Annotated in this window: 17 protein-coding genes; 13 read left to right on the top strand and 4 right to left on the bottom strand. The window is 27.1% G+C overall.

What is annotated here, in order from left to right; genetic code table 11:
- Nucleotides 1-352 precede the first annotated feature (352 nt).
- The 3 genes from BM384_RS01970 (at nt 353) to BM384_RS01960 (ending at nt 3,115) form a co-directional block, all read left to right on the top strand.
- Nucleotides 353-1,288: a tyrosine-type recombinase/integrase gene (locus BM384_RS01970; RefSeq protein WP_090010324.1), complete on the top strand. Its 936-nt coding sequence runs from the start codon at nt 353-355 to the stop codon at nt 1,286-1,288.
- Nucleotides 1,289-2,068: 780 nt separating this feature from the next.
- A complete protein-coding gene (locus BM384_RS01965; protein WP_090010320.1) occupies nt 2,069-2,551 on the top strand; it encodes a DUF4879 domain-containing protein in 483 nt (160 codons plus the stop codon).
- A 15-nt stretch (nt 2,552-2,566) separates the two neighbouring features.
- A complete protein-coding gene (locus BM384_RS01960) occupies nt 2,567-3,115 on the top strand; it encodes a hypothetical protein (RefSeq protein ID WP_090010318.1) in 549 nt (182 codons plus the stop codon).
- A 432-nt stretch (nt 3,116-3,547) separates the two neighbouring features.
- Here BM384_RS01960 and BM384_RS01955 read toward each other — a convergent pair whose 3' ends face one another.
- Nucleotides 3,548-3,886, bottom strand: coding sequence for an integrase core domain-containing protein (locus tag BM384_RS01955; RefSeq protein ID WP_090010315.1), 339 nt, complete (start codon nt 3,884-3,886; stop codon nt 3,548-3,550).
- A 79-nt stretch (nt 3,887-3,965) separates the two neighbouring features.
- Here BM384_RS01955 and BM384_RS01950 point away from each other — a divergent pair, with 79 nt between their 5' ends.
- Complete coding sequence (locus BM384_RS01950; RefSeq protein WP_347455048.1) at nt 3,966-4,415, top strand: HD domain-containing protein; 450 nt, start codon at nt 3,966-3,968, stop codon at nt 4,413-4,415.
- Nucleotides 4,416-4,503: 88 nt separating this feature from the next.
- On the opposite strand, the gene BM384_RS01945 is transcribed toward BM384_RS01950, so the two are convergent.
- Entirely contained in the window at nt 4,504-5,400 is an 897-nt protein-coding gene (locus BM384_RS01945; protein WP_090010312.1) for an aldo/keto reductase, read from the bottom strand.
- Nucleotides 5,401-5,704: 304 nt separating this feature from the next.
- Between BM384_RS01945 and BM384_RS01940 the strand changes: the two genes are divergently transcribed.
- Together BM384_RS01940 and BM384_RS01935 are read left to right on the top strand one after the other, a co-directional pair.
- Nucleotides 5,705-6,016: a cupin domain-containing protein gene (locus BM384_RS01940; protein WP_242945929.1), complete on the top strand. Its 312-nt coding sequence runs from the start codon at nt 5,705-5,707 to the stop codon at nt 6,014-6,016.
- A 154-nt stretch (nt 6,017-6,170) separates the two neighbouring features.
- Nucleotides 6,171-6,545: a DUF6608 family protein gene (locus BM384_RS01935; RefSeq protein WP_090010305.1), complete on the top strand. Its 375-nt coding sequence runs from the start codon at nt 6,171-6,173 to the stop codon at nt 6,543-6,545.
- 546 nt (nt 6,546-7,091) lie between these two features.
- Here the strand turns inward: BM384_RS01935 and BM384_RS01930 are convergent.
- Complete coding sequence (locus BM384_RS01930) at nt 7,092-7,481, bottom strand: hypothetical protein (protein ID WP_090010302.1); 390 nt, start codon at nt 7,479-7,481, stop codon at nt 7,092-7,094.
- A gap of 23 nt (nt 7,482-7,504) precedes the next feature.
- Nucleotides 7,505-8,722: a hypothetical protein gene (locus BM384_RS01925; RefSeq protein WP_090010299.1), complete on the bottom strand. Its 1,218-nt coding sequence runs from the start codon at nt 8,720-8,722 to the stop codon at nt 7,505-7,507.
- A 317-nt stretch (nt 8,723-9,039) separates the two neighbouring features.
- Between BM384_RS01925 and BM384_RS01920 the strand changes: the two genes are divergently transcribed.
- The 7 genes from BM384_RS01920 to BM384_RS01890 all read left to right on the top strand — a co-directional run bounded on the left by BM384_RS01920 (nt 9,040) and on the right by BM384_RS01890 (nt 17,190).
- Complete coding sequence (locus tag BM384_RS01920) at nt 9,040-9,573, top strand: hypothetical protein (RefSeq protein ID WP_090010296.1); 534 nt, start codon at nt 9,040-9,042, stop codon at nt 9,571-9,573.
- An 18-nt stretch (nt 9,574-9,591) separates the two neighbouring features.
- Nucleotides 9,592-10,032 (top strand): hypothetical protein, encoded by a 441-nt coding sequence (locus BM384_RS01915; protein WP_090010293.1) that lies wholly within the window; start codon nt 9,592-9,594, stop codon nt 10,030-10,032.
- Between the two features lie 314 nt (nt 10,033-10,346).
- Entirely contained in the window at nt 10,347-11,702 is a 1,356-nt protein-coding gene (locus BM384_RS01910) for a radical SAM/SPASM domain-containing protein (protein ID WP_090010290.1), read from the top strand.
- Nucleotides 11,699-12,886: a hypothetical protein gene (locus BM384_RS01905; RefSeq protein ID WP_090010286.1), complete on the top strand. Its 1,188-nt coding sequence runs from the start codon at nt 11,699-11,701 to the stop codon at nt 12,884-12,886. Before BM384_RS01910 ends, BM384_RS01905 begins: the two co-directional genes overlap by 4 nt.
- A gap of 23 nt (nt 12,887-12,909) precedes the next feature.
- Nucleotides 12,910-15,384, top strand: a complete 2,475-nt coding sequence (locus BM384_RS01900; RefSeq protein ID WP_090010283.1) for an ABC transporter permease — start codon at nt 12,910-12,912, stop codon at nt 15,382-15,384.
- A 25-nt stretch (nt 15,385-15,409) separates the two neighbouring features.
- The gene (locus tag BM384_RS01895) at nt 15,410-16,117 is read left to right on the top strand and encodes an ABC transporter ATP-binding protein (protein ID WP_090010280.1); all 708 of its coding nucleotides are present in this window, start codon (nt 15,410-15,412) and stop codon (nt 16,115-16,117) included.
- Nucleotides 16,111-17,190, top strand: coding sequence for a BtrH N-terminal domain-containing protein (locus BM384_RS01890; protein ID WP_090010277.1), 1,080 nt, complete (start codon nt 16,111-16,113; stop codon nt 17,188-17,190). Before BM384_RS01895 ends, BM384_RS01890 begins: the two co-directional genes overlap by 7 nt.
- Nucleotides 17,191-17,193 lie beyond the last annotated feature (3 nt).

Genomic DNA, 17,193 nt, shown 5'->3' with positions numbered 1-17,193 from the left:
GAAGAACTACTGGAGCATTTTTAGCTTTAACTCTTTTTCTGTGATAAAAGAATTGGCTAGGATTAATATTACGCTCCTTGCAGAATTGTTTTATAGATATTTTCTTATCAAGAGAAAAATATTCTTCTATATATTTTTCCCAAGTATCATTATCTAATTTTATATACATAAGTACCCTCCGAATAAAATTTATATTTTTATAAATTTTACCAAGAGGGCACTTCTAATATCTAGATACCAAATCCTTTACGCTTACTTATATAAGGACAGTTCTCATCATATGAAAATAGAGTAAAATCTATTGATTATGATGGGAGCTGTCTTTTTTTGTGCTTAAAAAGGAGGTGATAGTATGAAGAGACTAAAAATTAATAATGATAAAGGCAAAATATTTAAGGAAGGTTTTCAAGAATACTTATTCAATTGCAAGGCCAGAGGGTTAAGGGAAGGAACTATAAGACATTATGAGCAGAGCTATATTCAGTTGATAAAGTATATTGATGAGAATATGGAGATTGCTGATATTGATAAGAATGTTTTTGATTCTTTTATTGTTAAGGTAGGAGAAAATAAAGATATTAGTTCACAGACTTTATTTACATATGCAAGAGATTTAAAGACAATTATTAATTTCTTTATAAGGCAGGAATATTGCAGATCCCTTGTTATGAAACTTCCTAAAGTAGATAAACAGCCAATAGCAACTTACACAGATGAAGAATTAGAAAAGCTTTTGAAGAAACCTAATATCAATAAGTGTAGTTTTGTTGAGTATAGAAATTATGTTATGGTGGCAATGTTTTTATCTACTGGAATAAGACTTAGCAGCTTGATTAACATAAGGGTTAAAGATATTAACTTTGATGATGAAGTAGTTAATATAGTACATACAAAGAATAGGAAGTCTTTAATTATTCCTTTGAATAAACAGATATTAAGCATTTTGAAAGAGTATTTAAAGTATCGTCAGTATAGTGATTTAGAAGATAGGCTGTTTTGTAATTGTTATGGAAAGCCATTAAATAAGAGCAGTACTATACAAGCTATTGCAAGTTACAATCGTAAAAGAGGAGTAGAAACAACTTCTATTCATAAGCTTAGACATACTTTTGCAAAGAAGTGGGTTCTAGGTGGAAATAGTGTTGCTGTACTTCAAAAGATACTTGGACATAGTTCATTACAGATAACACAGAATTATTTAAATGTGATGATATCTGATATTAAGGCAGAGGTAGATAATTATAATATTCTACAAGAGTTTAATAGTAACTTTATTAAGCTTAAATAAAAAAATACCACGGCAATGGTAACTATTAAAAACTAAATATAGTTTTATAAATCTTTGCAACTCTACAAGAGAGGTTACAATAGTTTAGCTACTAAGATTGTAATTCAAAAAAATGGAGAATGCAAGGCTTTATTTCCTATACCCTTTTTTAGGGCAAGGTTAGTTGTTAAGCACTATGCAACTCTAAATATAATAGTAAGTTAGCTTGGCTGATGCAGAAAACAAGCTATGTATTAATTCATAAGTACTTTCTAATGTTATAACTTGTGTAAGGTAATTAATACATGTAAGGTGAGTGGCAGCCAATAACCTAAAGCAATAGTCATGGTGGTATCTTAGCTAGATAATTCTAGGGTAAGCACAAGCAATAGTATACATATTGGATAAGATAGATATGGTAAAGCTTGTAGCAAAAGCGTAATAACATTAGTATGATATGAAGATGAGTACAGTATACAAAGTATAATAATCATAGTTGTTTTACCTATGTCTACATAATTTTTCTTGTGTAGATGTAGGTAAAATAATTATTCCAATCTGAATCGTAGCAGTGCCAAAGTATAATTCTGTTAGTATTAGAATTAAGTATTTTTCTTTTGAATAAAATAATCTTGAAAAAATATTAATAAGTAGAAAAACTATATGTCTGATATTTTTTGGTATAGAGCAATATGTTTTGAATAAAAAAGAAAAATAAAAGAAAAAGTGTAAAGTAATGGCAACAAAATACGAAAATATAAATGCGAATATACTTTATGAATAAGAAAAGGGGTTATGTAAATGAAAAAATTAACAAAAGTATTTTCAGTATTTTTTACAGTATTACTATTAGCAAGTGTAGCGGTATTAGGGACTTCAGCGCAAAAAGCCTCAGCTGCACCAGCACCTAAATTAACACAGCTTCAAATAATTGGATGTTCAACGCCTGAAATATATAATTATGATAATAGACATCTTATTATTCCTAGAGAGTCTCTTTCAAGTGGAAAGTTTGCAGGTTCAACAATTTATGTTGCTACACACCAAATGGGATATGGACAGTTAAGTTTTTCAGTTGATGGTGGAGCATATCAAAGAGTTAATGAAATAGATAGATTTTATATAAATGGATTTGATAGTAATGGTGCAAGAGCTGTTGTAGGATGGAACGTTGTATCACAAATTTCAGGATTATCAGTAGGACAACATACAATTAGAGTATTAGGAATTAGTACTGTAGGAGGAGGAACTATGTCCGATGCAGTAACAGTAACTGTTGGCTAAAGAGGATTGATAATTATGGGAATAAATATTACATCAATAAATAAAAATTATAATTCAACAAGTGCAAATGTGAAAAGTGAAGAAAGTGAAAAGAAATTTTCGCTTCTAAATGACCCTGTAGCAGAAGGTATTCGTAAGAATGTAAAAGATCCTATTGATCAAGAAGAAGATTTAATGTTATGGGAAAACTTAAGTAAGAATTTTAAATTAAATAATAATACTTATGAAGAGTTTAAAAAGTTAAAAAATAAAATGATAGGCTTTCCACCACCAAGTGCTCCTGGGCGTGTTCAAAGACAATATAGAGAGTATATGAACAAACTGCCTAAGAACGTAAGGGATAAGGTTCAAGGAATATTGACTTTTACTTATGCAGAAGCGTTAAGAAATCAAACTATTGATTCTTCGAATTGGAGTCAAGTTATGAGCTTGATGAAAGCAAATGTAGGTATAGTAGGGGATTTAAGCATTGATCCCAATATAGTACAAAAATGTGTAGATGATTTTAGTCAGTTTGATAAAGAAACAAAAGAAGATGAAAGCGTAAGGCAAATAATTATCTAATGTTTATAACAAGGTGCATTGAAATTTAGAGATGAGTTTCATGCATCTTATTTTTATGTAAAAACAGAAAGATATTAATTATTGCTTTAAGCAGGTTCTAGTGTCTGCTTTATAAATTACTAGGGGTGGAAGTCTGAACACGAGAGTGTTAGGGGCTACTGTGTTACTTATGGGCAGATTGTAAGTGTACAAGCAGTAGTTAACAGGTCAGAAAGTCTAAAGCGATACAATGCTGGTATACGAAAGATAAAAAGTTTTTACCTTGTAGAAATACAGGGTAAACTATATCCTTCGCAATGTGTCCAGCTAATTCCGAAAGATATAATTATATGGAAAATTATTGATTATAGTTATATTGTTAATATATAATAAATACCGGATTAACCCCTTTATATTGGACAAAATCTATTAAACTCTAAGTTTCTCTCAATTTTATATCTTTATACAAATTTTTTGTGGATTCTCTCCAAGGTGAAGGGTATAAAATTCCTTTGGTGATATATATCCTAAACTTGAATGCAATCTTCGTTCATTATAGAAAATCATAAATTCATTAACTATTCTATAAGCATCAGTATAAGTTTCAAATTCATTTATTTTAAAGCATTCATCTTCTAAAATCCTATGGAATGATTCAACATAGGTATTCTTATTAGGCGTTTTTACAGGAATTATCTCATGTTCAATATTTAAATTAGCACACGTTTCTTCAAATTTCACTTCATTTAATATTTGATTCTTAAATTCTTCTGAATAAGTTTTTACTTTCATAAATTACCTCTAATAATTACCATATTTAGTATAACCTATACTAATATGCTTTGTCCAAATAATTATCGGGGCTTAAGAGATATCAGCATTAGGACATGATATAGCAGGAATTATAGAGCCTAGTGAGATGCTTACATATATTAAAAAAAATAATATGTTTTTAGATAAATCTGAAGAAAAGTACCCATTTTTAATTCATCAAAGACTTTCAGCTATTATGTGTAATAAGATATTTAATATAACAGATGAGAGAATATTATCTTCAATAAACTATCACACTACCTTAAAGAAAAATGCATCAAAGTATGATATGGCACTGTTTGTAGCAGATAAGTTAGCATGGGATCAAGAGGGAGAGCCACCTTATTATGAAATAGTAAAAAGAGAATTAGATAAATCATTAGCTCATGCATCCTTAGCTTATATAAAATACGTATATGATAATAATATGATTTTAATGCCTCATAAGTGGTTAAATGAAGCTAAATCTTGGCTTGAAGAAGAGATAAATAATAAAACTTGCATGTAGATTTTATAAGACGTTTAAAGTAGTATTTTTCATACATAAAAAATCAAGAGGATGTAATAGACTTTTAGAATCCATTACATCCTCTTTTTTAAGGAATATCGTGACCTAATGAGGCAGTATATATTTTAAACCATTGATCCTTTGTTAATTTAATATTTGTTGCATTTACTGCTGATTTTAAACGTTCAATTTTATGAGATCCTACTATAGGAAGCATTTTTGAAGGATGATTTAATAACCAAGCATATGCAATTTCATCAATTGAATTTGCACCAACTTCATAGCGGATTTCTTCAAGAACTTTTCTCATATTAGATGCTTTATCACTATTATCAGTAAATATTCTTCCACTAGCTAATGGAGACCATATCATTGGGTGAATTCTTTTTTCTTGAGCTAAATCTACAGTACCATTATCAAGATTTTCAAGGTTTAAAACTGATAATTCTATTTGATTAGTTACTAATGGTACGTTTACATAAGAGTTTAATAAATTAAATTGTGATGGAAGAAAATTTGATACTCCAAAATTTAATACTTTACCTTGTGATTTTAATTTGTCAAAAGCTTCAGCAACATCTGAAGGATCCATAAGAGGATCAGGTCTATGAATTAGAAGAAGATCAATATGATCTGTATGTAAGTTAGTTAATGAATTTTCAACAGAATAAATTATATGCTTTGAACTAGTATCATAAATGTGAGACTTATAGTCATTATTTTCAAAAGGAATTTTTATTCCACACTTAGTTACAATTTGAAGATTATTTCTTATTGATGGTTTTAAAGCAATAGCATCTCCAAATTTCTTTTCACATGTATAGCCTCCATAAATATCAGCATGGTCAACAGTCGTAACACCAATATCTATACTTTTTTCTATTAAATTTAATAGCTCTGAATCAGTTAAATTCCATTTATTTAATCGCCAGAAACCATGAACTATATTTGACATAGTTAGAGAATCACTTAATTTAATTTTCATTTGTTATCCCTCATTTCTAAAATTATTTAAAAAATACTTTTATATATTATAACACTATATGGAATAGTATAGCATGACATTTCTTGTGAAAGGCTAAATTCATTAAATAAAATTTATAGCTAAAAACAATAAAACACCAAAAAAGTAATTAAATGTTTAAATGAAATATGGAGTATGCTAAAATTATTTTAAATAATAAGTCTTCGAGAAGGTAGGGGAAGGAAGCTATGAGGGGACTTGAAGTTTTTGCAAAGATGATGCTATATCTATAGAAAAGACTAATAAAACGTATGTAGATTATTTTTTGTTTGATGAGTATGAAATACATTTAAATAGGATACCTCCATTATCTATTCAAGAATGGCATAAACATAACAAAATAGAAGAAGTAATTGTGCCTATTAGTGGAGAAATATATGCTAAGTGGGTAGAGGATGGTGAAGAACATTCAAGATTATTAAAAAAAGGAATGATTGCTAGAGTTAAAAATTCAATACATACGCTTGAAAATAAGAGTAAGGAGTATGCTGAATTTATTGTTTATAGAATGGTACTATCAGGTGAGAGCAAAAGAGATATTATAAAAAACGATAAAGTGATAATTAATAATCTTTAAGTTATAAATTATTATATATTGGTGTGAATATCTCCTGTTAGATAACTATAAAAAAATTTAATATTTGGCAAGACAAACGAAGAATATTAATTCAGATTAGACAAAGAGTTTAAAAATTGAAAAATAGTATATATGTAAGTAAAGAAGGGGGAAGATGAAAAAGATATATAATTTATTTCTGCTATTTTGTATGATTTTTACAGCGGTAACTCTAGTAAGTTCAATTTGGCAGTTAGTAAAGGGATGTGAGAATGACACTAATGCACATATATTAATAAGAGCCATATTTACACTTGTTGGTGTAGGTTGCTTTGGGGTATTTAAGTATTTAAATATAAAGAATAAATACATGAAAATTTCTATTCAATATATAGTTTCAGTTTTATTCATATTTCTTATTGTATGGGGAATAGGCTTTTTTGGAGAACTTTCTAAGTATGCATATAGAGATGCATTTTTAAATTGGAGTGGAGTTTTTGCTTCTGTAATTATAATAGATTTTATAGTTAAAAAAATAAGAAGAAAATAATATAAAGTAAGATAAAGGGCAGTTAAATGAAGGGGAGCATGAAAAAATCTGAAGTTTTAATGGGTACTATTTTAATCAATTTCCTAAGTTTGATAGTAATACAACACCATTTGCTGCTATTACTATAATAATCATTGTAATTATTATGTATGTAACAGTAATGAAATTAAGGAAAGAAGATAATTCATAAAAGATTAATATGATAAATAGAGGGCTAATATGAAAAATAATATATTTGAATCTAAAATATTTATTTTTAATTACTTCATATTACTATTATTATACTTTATTGGTAGAATCACGAATGGTGATATGGTTTATATAATAGTATGCGCTTTGGGAGTGGCATTAATAATTAACAGCATGTATTGTTTAAATAAGAATCTGAAGACCAAGGGATGTTGTAAAATTATAAGATCGGTAATAGTGAAATTAATTTGAGAAGAATTTTTGGGGAAATAATATTTGAATATTATATCAGTTAGATAAAAAGCATTATCTTGCAAAATCAATGCAAAATAATGCTTTTTTTAATAATTATTAATGTTAAAAATTAGAGTTTAGTTTTTTTGTTATTGTTGATTCTACTAAAATATTGTCATTAGTAGATGGAGTAATTTCAACTATCCATTGACCTTCAATATTACTAAATTCTTTTTCAAAAGTACAATCATTAGATATAGTTCCTGAATCTTTAAGATTACCGTATGGATCATAAATTTTAAGCTCTACTTTATCATTTGTATTAGTAGAATATTTTAAATTAAGTTTTTCTACATCTTTTTCAGTTTTTAAATATTGTTTCTCATTTGAATTTATAGACATACCTTTAGTTTCTATTTTTTCAGGCTTATTACCTAGAAATACAAATGAAGCAATAAGAGCTATAGGTATAATAGATAATAGTATTTTCTTATTTTTTAATTTTCTTATCATTAACAATCACCCCATATTCTATTTTATTCAGTTAAATAATCTTGCCTTAGGCGGTGTCTAATAAAGTTAAGTGTGAAGTATAATACAACAACTAGCTGATAAATTGATATTATAGGAAGAATTTCTTCAGGTATACCATCTAAGAAAGAAGCATAATTAGCAAAGGCATTTAGATTTATGATTAAAAGTATAAGCCAATCTTTTTCTATAATAAAGAAATAAACTAAAGATAAAACTTCAGCTACATAGCCATATCTATCATGCATTTCTGGTAGAAAGAAAGTAACTAAAAATAGAACTGTTACACTTAGCTCTATAATACCTTTATCATTAAGTTTTCCCTTTGTATATAATACAAAGATCATTAAAGCAAACAATAAGATCATTGTAAGGATTATTCCAGGTTTTATTAAATCAACTCTATCAATTTCTGCAAAGTAATATATATTAGGATAACCTAAGGTTGTTTTATATGCATACTTTTTTGTTTGACAAAGATAAGCATCAAAGATTGAAGTTATTGGCTTTCCAATAATTACAGCAGGTATGTATAATACAAAGTTTACTAAAGGTACCCATAAAAATTGCTTGAAAGAAAAATCTCTATTTTTCAAATAAATTATTCCTATAGCAGGTAAAAGGAATATTGCTTGAAGTTTAAATGTAATTGCAACTCCATAAAGAATGAAAGAAGTATTATACTTTTTCTTTAACATAAAATATAATGTTAAAAATAAAAATGCTGTGTATATGGAATCACACTGAACCCATCTTGAACTATTTAAAATTACAGTTGGCATTAGTAGTATTCCAGAGAAAACTGTTAAAGAATATAGATTTTTATAAGAGCTATCTTTTTTAAAGTGAGAAATTAATAAAGAACCAGCAAAGGCCATAATAAAGTCAAAAGTAAAGGAAAGAAATTTAATTAAGTATAAATCTCTTATAGGAAGATAGGTGAAAAATGCTAAAAAGTATAGATAAAGAACATTATAATCTGTATCTACTGTAGTAATTGCTTTAAATCCTCCATTATCTCTAAGATATTTACACCAAATTGATAAAAAACCATCATAATCTCCACCTGCATTATTTATATAGTTAAGACGAAAAGACAATGCTAGTACGGACATTAGTATCATAAAGATATATTTATGACTGTTAATATAATATGGTATATTTTTAAGTATAGATTGATTATTATGATTTTTTTGCTTAGTTACATTTTCGTTAAACAACATATTTTTTACCCCTCTATTCATGTTATTTTACAAGTTAAATTAGCTTATAAAAGCATTACCATACCATCATATCAAAAATTAACAAAATGTAAAGTTTTTTTATTTTTTGCTTTATTATCCATAATAAATTAGCTGTTGTACACGTATATTTTTGAAAAATGTGTATTCTTAATTGATTATGTTTTTGTTTATTTATTTACTAATAATATAATGAAGATTTGTTGCATGAAGAGGATTAAAAAATAGTGGTATATCTTATTTGTAATTTGTGTTAATATTTATATAAATTAGAAAAAGAGGTCTATATAGGAGGGGTTATGATAATTATAATTTTTGCTTTATTAATAATATCTATAATATATGAATGGGGTAAAAATGGGTGGCGTAAGAAAAGATTAAATAAGGAATCACTACCTAAGAATAAAACAAATTATTTCATGAAATTTTTAATCATAATTCTTGTACTTTCAGCTGGTTATAATATTCATCAAAAGAATAATGAAAAAGAAATTAATGCCAGATTGACTCAAACTATTAAGGCTAGTTTGCAAAACTTTGCAAGTGCAAGTACATGTATTGATGATGAAGTTTCATATGCAAAAAAGTATGCAGAAGTTGTTTCTGCAAAGAATGCATATGCTGTGCTGATGGGAAATAAAGTTGTATTTAAAGAAGAGGGAAATTATAATTTACTAGGATTATTAGATAAAATACAGCATGTTATGTCTGATGATAAAGACAAATTTAAGGATGTATTCAAAGAATCGTATGTCTGTGGATTAATGTTTGAAATATCTGATGATTTTGAAGATAGAGAAGCTATAAATGAAATTTGTAGATTATTAAATTAAATATAAGGAGTTCAATTTATGGGAGAATGTCTATTTTGCAACAAGGAAACTGAAAAGTCTATAAAAGTAAAGGGGTATGATGGATTTAGTAAAAGTGAACAAATAGTTTTTTGCTGCGGCGAAGATCATGAAAAAGAAATCAAAGATTACTATGAATATACAAATAAGTATGGTAAAAGATTTATAATATTAATTACTTTGCTATCTATATCAGTGTGTGGAGCAGTGCCATTAGCCTTTTATATTAATAATATTGTTTTAAGTATGGTAATAGGATTTTTACCTTTTGTATTAATAGGTCAGGTTATTTACATATATCCCTTTGCAACACCACAGTCAACAAGAAAGTTTGGAATTAAGAATTCAGTAAGAAAAACTAAGAAGTTAGCTAGATTTATTCAGATAGTTTCTATAGTATTATCAATATTATTATTTATAGTAATAAAGGTAATGTTGTAACAAAATATTATAAGTAAAAAACGGAGTTTAACCTAGGTTAAGCTCTTTTTATTATAATGAATTCTTTATAACGAAAAATAAATTTTTACTATATAAATAAGAAGTTTTTTGCATTTATATATCTCTATTTTAAATTTTATGTTATATATTTAAAAAAATAAAATATTTTAAGTATAAAAAACTAAAATACTACAAATATATATTTACAAAAAAGGGAAAATTATATAAGATAAAGATATACATAAATAGAAATAAATGATTAATAAATTAGATTTATATATAGTAACAAACAATGTTTTAGATAGGAGGTAACCATGAAGCATATATATAAGAAGCAAGGCAAATACTATCTTTTAGATATGAATGAAATGAAATTCTATAAAATTCCTAAAGAGTTTTACTTAGAATTAGATTCAATGGATGAAAAGCAATTAGATGAGTTTGGTCAAAAGATATTTAGTAAGTCTAATACCAATACTTTTATGAAAGTTCAAGAGCAAGATAATAATAAGTGTGAAAGATTAATTCTTAATTTAAGTGAATCCTGTAATTTAGCTTGTCATTATTGTTATGCAGAAGAAGGAAGCTATGGACAGGAACAAAAAACAAATATTATGTCATTAGAAACAGTAAAAGATGTAGTGAAAAGAACTTATGAGCTTTATCCTAAAGGAATCACTACTATACAGTTCTTTGGAGGAGAGCCTCTTTTAAATAAAGATGTAATGAGGGAAGCTGTTAAGTGGATAAATATTTATGTAGATAAATTAAATATAGACAAGCCGTTATTTACCATGGTAACTAATGGTACATTAATAGAAGATGAAGATATCATGTTTTTTAATGAATATTTTGCTTCAATAACTATAAGTTTAGATGGAAATAAAGAGATAAATGATTATAACAGAGTGTTTAAAAATAATAAAGGATCTGTTTATGAAACAGTAGCAAGCAAAATTAGAAGGATGGATGAGCTAGGTAGAAAGTTTTATTTAGCTATTGAAGGAACCATTAATAGAAAGCATATTATTGAATTTAAGAAAAGCGGCAAAATGGAAGCGTTAGAAGCATTGAAAGAATTAAATGCCGATATAATACATATTAGTCCATTAATTGAAAGTGATAGCTGTAAATCTTGCGTATCTAGTGAATCACTTACAGATTTAAATAAAATAGATGTATTAAACTTTTTTGATAGCTGGATTGAGGAAGAAATTAGTAGTGGAATTGATAAAATCAGATTAAGAGTAGCAGCTAGCGTTTTATTAGCAGCCAAAAAACATGAAACCTTTGGAAATGGCTGTGGTGCAAGTAATACAGATATAGCATCAGATGTTAGAGGTATCTTATATCCTTGTTTTATGTTTATAGGAGAAAAGGAATTTGATTTAGGTCATGCAGCTTCTGATTTAGAAACTCAAAAAAGTAGATTATTAGAGGTAAGACAGAAGCTAAGAATTGCTAATGAAAATGATACCTGCAATAATTGCTGGGTTAAGCCTATATGTAAGAAATCTTATGGTCACTGCATTGGGGCAAGGTATTTATCAACAAAGAAGATAGATAAGCCAGCAGAATTAATATGTGATATCAGTAAGATAGTTTTAGAAAATATCTTCACTTTAGCTATGGAAAATTATAGCGTTAAAAGTAAGGTGAGAGAATCATGATTGAAACAAATGAGTTTCCAGCCTTAAAAGAAAGTGTATACACTAATGATATTTTCAAAAATAAAAATGCTAATGGGAAAGTAGTAATAGGAGATTTAGAAAACGATACTTTTTTCTTAATACCTGAAAAGCAGGAAGCAGCTTTTAAAAAAATTATAAATTTAATGAATGGTACTAATAGCAGGATAGATATAATAAATAAAACAGGTATTAGTGAAAAACAATTAGATAATGTCTTAAATAAATTAAGCTCAAAAGGTTTTTTAAAAGAAGATAATAAAAACTTATCAAATACAATTAAAGAAACTAAATATAATGAAGTAGATAGTTTATCTCTTAAATTAATAAATTATAAATTTAAAGATATTATTGATAAAGAAGGAGTTAAGCGTAAAGCAGATTTTATTGGCAAGGGAAGTACTATTTTTTTTATACTTATTATATTACTTTTATTCTCAATAAATATAATAAATGGGGTTGAAGGCTTTAAAGGTATACAATTATCAGATTGGCTAAGTTATAAGCAAACTGACAAAAATAATTATTGGCTTGCTTATATATTGATAAATTTTGGAATGATGATTATGTTTATTTTTCATGAATCAGGTCATTTAATAGAAGGTCTTAGAGCAAAGGTACAACCTTCTAATATTGCATTTGTATTGTACCTAGGATTTATTCCAATGTTTTATGTTAAAAATAAAAATATTTATTCATTAAAAAGAAAAGAAATTTATAAAATATTATTTGCTGGTGTAAAGGTTAATTTACTTTTAGGATTAACACTATTGGGGATATTTGGATTAACAAGTAATGAAATATGTAAGGTATTAGCTTTATCAAATTTTAGGTTAGTGGCATTTAATTTGTGTCCACTTTCATTAAGTGATGGATATTTTATAGTATGTATTTTATTAAAACATCCTAATTTAAGACTTAAACTTCATAAGTTTATAAGTAATCCAAGTTCTATATTGAAATATAACTTAATAGAAGTTATATACACAGTATTTGCATTTATGACATTGATAGGTTCTGCAGCAGTTGAAGTAATTTGGATTATCAAATTATTTGACTTTACATTAGAAAGCAGCCTAATAATATTTAGCTTATTTATGTTAATTTACGTAATATCATTACATTTTATAAATAAAAAAAGGTTAAAAAACATTATTTATGTATAGTTAATGGTTTTGAGAGGTGAGACATGAGAAAGATATTAAATGGTATATATAAGAGTAGATCAGGAAAAGATAAAAAATTATCTTTGTGCTATATTACTGTAATTATTACAAGTTTCATTATATTTACAGCTTTAAATGCTTTACCAGTATTAAAGGCTTCTATAGCACAAGATTTAAGACAAACTACAGTGGGGTTAAGTGATTTAATAATTACTAATGACAAAGATAAAATATTTGAAGTTCCAGAAAATAAGAATTCAAATATGCTAGGAGTTTTATCACTAAGTGGTGAAATTGAAGGTGGCAAGAAAAAAACTAATTTTACCCTTTGGGGTTCTAAGTATAGTGAATTTGTACATGTTTTTGGTGAGGTGAATCTTGGAAAAGGTGATGTGAAGTTTCCAAAGGATTTAGGAGAAAATGACTTGATGATTACTCCAAGCCTTGCAGAAAAAATTGGTGCAAAGGAAGGGGATACAGTAGCTATTACAGTTCTTTCTTCTGTTAAATCATATAATGTAGTATTAGCGCCAAAGGAAAATTATTTTGTTAAAGCAAATGAGGATATGGCTATATTAAATTATGAAACAGCAAAAAAATTAGTAGGATTAGATACAGATAAAGTTACTGTAGCATATGGATATAACTTAAAAGATGGTGTGAATGTAAGAGATGAAATTCAAGATTTAAATAAAGATCTTACTATTAAAGATTCTATAGATAAGGAATATGTTTCGGGTAATATGCAGCAGTATTATGCAGTTGATGCCGTAATATTTGTATTCATTTTATTAATAGCAATAGATATTTTAAAGTCTATTGGATTAATATTCGTTACAGAACGTTCAAAATATATAGGAACCTTAAGAAGTAATGGGGCAGAGAAAAAGCTTGTTATCAATCTATTTTGTAAATTAGCAATAAGAATATCAATTATAGGAATGATAATTGGAATGATTTTAGGTACCATAAGTATTCTTATTTTTAGTAAATATGGAGTAGGTTTAAGTAACCCATTAAATAGTATAGATTTAGTATTTATGGTTATTTCCATTTTAACTACAAGTCTCATAACTCTAGCACTAACAATAGAAAGCTTTAGAAGACCAACAGTAAAAATACTTAAAAAGTCAGATAGAGCTCTATTAATTGAGAATACATCTGCTGATATTAAAAGAGAAAAGGTAAGTAAATTATCATATGTATGTCTTGCAGCAATACCATTTTTAATTATAGCAGCTTACTTTATAAAGGCTAATAATATAGCATTAATTCTTATTTACACTGTTATACTTATTTTTTCATTAATAAAGGGCTTTAAAGCTCTTATGCATATATTAATAGATTTATTTTTGAAAAAGCCTAAAAAAGGTTTAACAGTAATGGCCATGAAAAATGTTGCAACTAACATATATTTACGAAAAACATTAACTCTTGCTACTGTTATTTGTTTATTTGTAACTATTGTAGGTACATTGAGTTATTCAGTTTTAAGTGCCATGACAAGTTTTTATAAAGATTATAAATCTGATGCTTTTGTTAGAACTACTGATAACATGATGCTATTAGATGAAGAAATTAAGGCAATAACTAGCTTAGATTCAGTACTTTCATATTATAAATGTTCTGTAAGCAATATAGAAATTAAAGGAGATTCTGAGGATAGAGAAGTTAAGGTAGTTGGAATTGATGATGTTAAAGAGTTTGATAATAATTTTATGAATTTACATCTAACTTGGGCTAATGATTCTGATGAAGAATCTTTTAAGTCTGGTGAGAATGTTATATTAAGCCAGGTTTTAAGCAATAGATTTGATAAAAAGGTAGGAGAATATATTACATTAAGTGATGGTGATATAACTAAGGATTATTATATTGCAGGGGTATGCCAATCCCTTCAAGACCTAGGGGATATGATTTATATGCAAAGAGCTGAAAGTGAATTTAGCAAGGTAAAAGATTATAATACTATCTATTTAAAGGGAGAAAATCCAAGTGAAATAGAAGAGGATATAGATGAAATATTATTAAATCGTAAATATGTATTTAAAGATGTAAGCAACATGCAGGAAAAGGATGTTACTAATGGAATGCAGATAATAATATTCTTTGTAGCATTTTCAATAATTATAACTTTAACAAGTATTACAGGAATATACAGTAACTACAAATTAAGTTATATGCTTAGAAAGAAAGAATTTGCAATTTTAATGTCTAATGGATATAGCAGAAGTCATTTAACAAAATTGTTTATAAAGGAAATATTATTTAGTAGCTTAATAGGTTATGGCATGGGTGTAATAGTAATGGTAGGTATAAAGAAACCACTAGAAAACTTAATGGAAATTGCAGATTTACCTATAGAAATAAATATAAAAATAGAAATATTTATGGCATTACTTATAATTATGATTTTTGTAGCATTGCTAAATATTATTCTAGCCTGCAAATCAGCAAATCTTAAAAAAGATAAGATTGTTGAAATTTTAAAAATGTAGAACTTGATGAAAGGAGCTTAGGAATATGGACATAATAGAAAATATAGATAAGATGAATAAGATTACAACTCATAGTGTAATAGAGGCTAAAAATCTTAAGAAAGTTTATAAGACAGGAACTGTAGAAAATACAGTTATTCATAATTTATCATTATCTATTAAAAGTGGTGAGTTCGTAACAATTACAGGTCCATCTGGATCAGGAAAAAGTACTTTGCTGTATTTACTTAGTGGAATGGAACCATTAACAGATGGAGTAGTTTATTTAAAGGGAAAAGATCTTACAAAGATGGATGATAAAGAAATGTCAGAACTTAGAAGAACAGATATGGGGTTTGTCTATCAATTTTATAATTTGTTAGAAGAGATGAATGTGGCAGATAATGTTTTTTTACCTTCATTAATTAAAGAAAAAAAACTTGATATTAATAGATTACGTAAAGTTTTAGAAATGGTTGGTCTTACAAAGTATGAAGCTTCATATCCCTATGAGCTATCAGGGGGACAACAGCAGAGAGTTGCTATAGCTAGAGCTTTATATACAAATCCGGAGGTGATTTTTGCAGATGAACCTACTGGTAATCTTGATTCTATTAGTAGTGAACAGATAATGGAAATATTCAAGAAAATAAATAAAGAATTTAAAACAACAATAATTATGGTAACACATTCTGATAAACTTGCTAAAGAGGGAACAAGACAAATTGTTATGAAGGATGGGCAAATATGTTAGCTTATGAATTACCCCAAAAAGCTTTTATAGAATTTAAACCATATGAAGTTGATAGGGCATCTGGTGACTGCCGTGGACAAACATTTTCAATATTGTTAAATTACTTGGGTTATGAAATTGATCCTATTGATATTTTTTCATTAGGAAATGGCCTTGACTTTAAAATGAGCGAAGCAATGTTTAGAGGATTAAATTTAGTAGAAATTCAAGGTCGTGATTTTGAGGCAGAAACAAATTGTTGCAATTTATTAAATATACCTTGTGAGAAGAAATATTCTAAATGGAAAATTGATAATGAAGAAGCTAAGGCTCCCTTTGATATAGAGATACTATCTAAGGTAGCAAAGGGAGAGCCAGCATTAATTAATTGTGATATATACTATATGGATTATATAACTGATATTACGAGAAGACATAATAGATATCATATGGTAATTATGATTGGTTATGATTTAGAAAAAGAAACGGTAACAGTATTTGATATTCTTACTAATAAGAATCATGAAATACCTATGATTAAGCTGAGAGAAGCAATGTTTAAAAAGTCAATAAGCAGTTTAGAAGATGGATTATGGTATGACATTAAGAAATGTTCTAATGTACAGATTACAAAGGATAAGTATTTAGAATCAATAAAGATACAAGGGGAAAATGCCTTAAGTAAAGATGGAAGTATAGAAAATTTAGAGAAGTTCATTGGATTTGTTGAAAGGATAGAAAATAGAGCAAAAGAAGGTTCTGCAAATCATGAAAAATATTTAGTAGCTCTTTTGCAAGCTAATTGTCTATTAATAAGAAGACAGGATGAACTAAATGGAACATTTTATAGAAGTATTTATGAAGAATTTTTGAAGAGAAATAGCAAAGATTCACCTGATATTATGAAGGCAGCAAAGCTTATGAAAAAGTCAGGAGCCCTTTGGAGAAAGTTAGCTTTTAAAGTGAGGTATGTAAGAAGTTCAAGTATAAAACAATGTGATTTATTCATAAGTTTTCTTAAGGAAATTTATAAAATAGAAAAAGAAATGAATTTGTATTTAAAAGAATACGTAAAAAAGAAAGAGAGTGTTTAGCGT

The sequence above is a fragment of the Clostridium sp. DSM 8431 genome (assembly GCF_900116755.1).
Classification (GTDB): Bacteria; Bacillota; Clostridia; order Clostridiales; family Clostridiaceae; genus Clostridium.
Note: the sequence above shows the minus strand (reverse complement) of the source record. Positions and strands in the feature narration are given on the sequence as shown.

Excerpts from the sequence above, each read along its gene's own strand:
- BM384_RS01970 (WP_090010324.1), top strand. The coding sequence starts at position 353 with ATGAAGAGACTAAAAATTAATAATGATAAAGGCAAAATATTTAAGGAA.
- BM384_RS01965 (WP_090010320.1), top strand. The coding sequence starts at position 2,069 with ATGAAAAAATTAACAAAAGTATTTTCAGTATTTTTTACAGTATTACTA.
- BM384_RS01960 (WP_090010318.1), top strand. The coding sequence starts at position 2,567 with ATGGGAATAAATATTACATCAATAAATAAAAATTATAATTCAACAAGT.
- BM384_RS01955 (WP_090010315.1), bottom strand. The coding sequence starts at position 3,886 with ATGAAAGTAAAAACTTATTCAGAAGAATTTAAGAATCAAATATTAAAT.
- BM384_RS01945 (WP_090010312.1), bottom strand. The coding sequence starts at position 5,400 with ATGAAAATTAAATTAAGTGATTCTCTAACTATGTCAAATATAGTTCAT.
- BM384_RS01935 (WP_090010305.1), top strand. The coding sequence starts at position 6,171 with ATGAAAAAGATATATAATTTATTTCTGCTATTTTGTATGATTTTTACA.
- BM384_RS01930 (WP_090010302.1), bottom strand. The coding sequence starts at position 7,481 with ATGATAAGAAAATTAAAAAATAAGAAAATACTATTATCTATTATACCT.
- BM384_RS01925 (WP_090010299.1), bottom strand. The coding sequence starts at position 8,722 with ATGTTGTTTAACGAAAATGTAACTAAGCAAAAAAATCATAATAATCAA.
- BM384_RS01920 (WP_090010296.1), top strand. The coding sequence starts at position 9,040 with ATGATAATTATAATTTTTGCTTTATTAATAATATCTATAATATATGAA.
- BM384_RS01915 (WP_090010293.1), top strand. The coding sequence starts at position 9,592 with ATGGGAGAATGTCTATTTTGCAACAAGGAAACTGAAAAGTCTATAAAA.
- BM384_RS01910 (WP_090010290.1), top strand. The coding sequence starts at position 10,347 with ATGAAGCATATATATAAGAAGCAAGGCAAATACTATCTTTTAGATATG.
- BM384_RS01905 (WP_090010286.1), top strand. The coding sequence starts at position 11,699 with ATGATTGAAACAAATGAGTTTCCAGCCTTAAAAGAAAGTGTATACACT.
- BM384_RS01900 (WP_090010283.1), top strand. The coding sequence starts at position 12,910 with ATGAGAAAGATATTAAATGGTATATATAAGAGTAGATCAGGAAAAGAT.
- BM384_RS01895 (WP_090010280.1), top strand. The coding sequence starts at position 15,410 with ATGGACATAATAGAAAATATAGATAAGATGAATAAGATTACAACTCAT.
- BM384_RS01890 (WP_090010277.1), top strand. The coding sequence starts at position 16,111 with ATGTTAGCTTATGAATTACCCCAAAAAGCTTTTATAGAATTTAAACCA.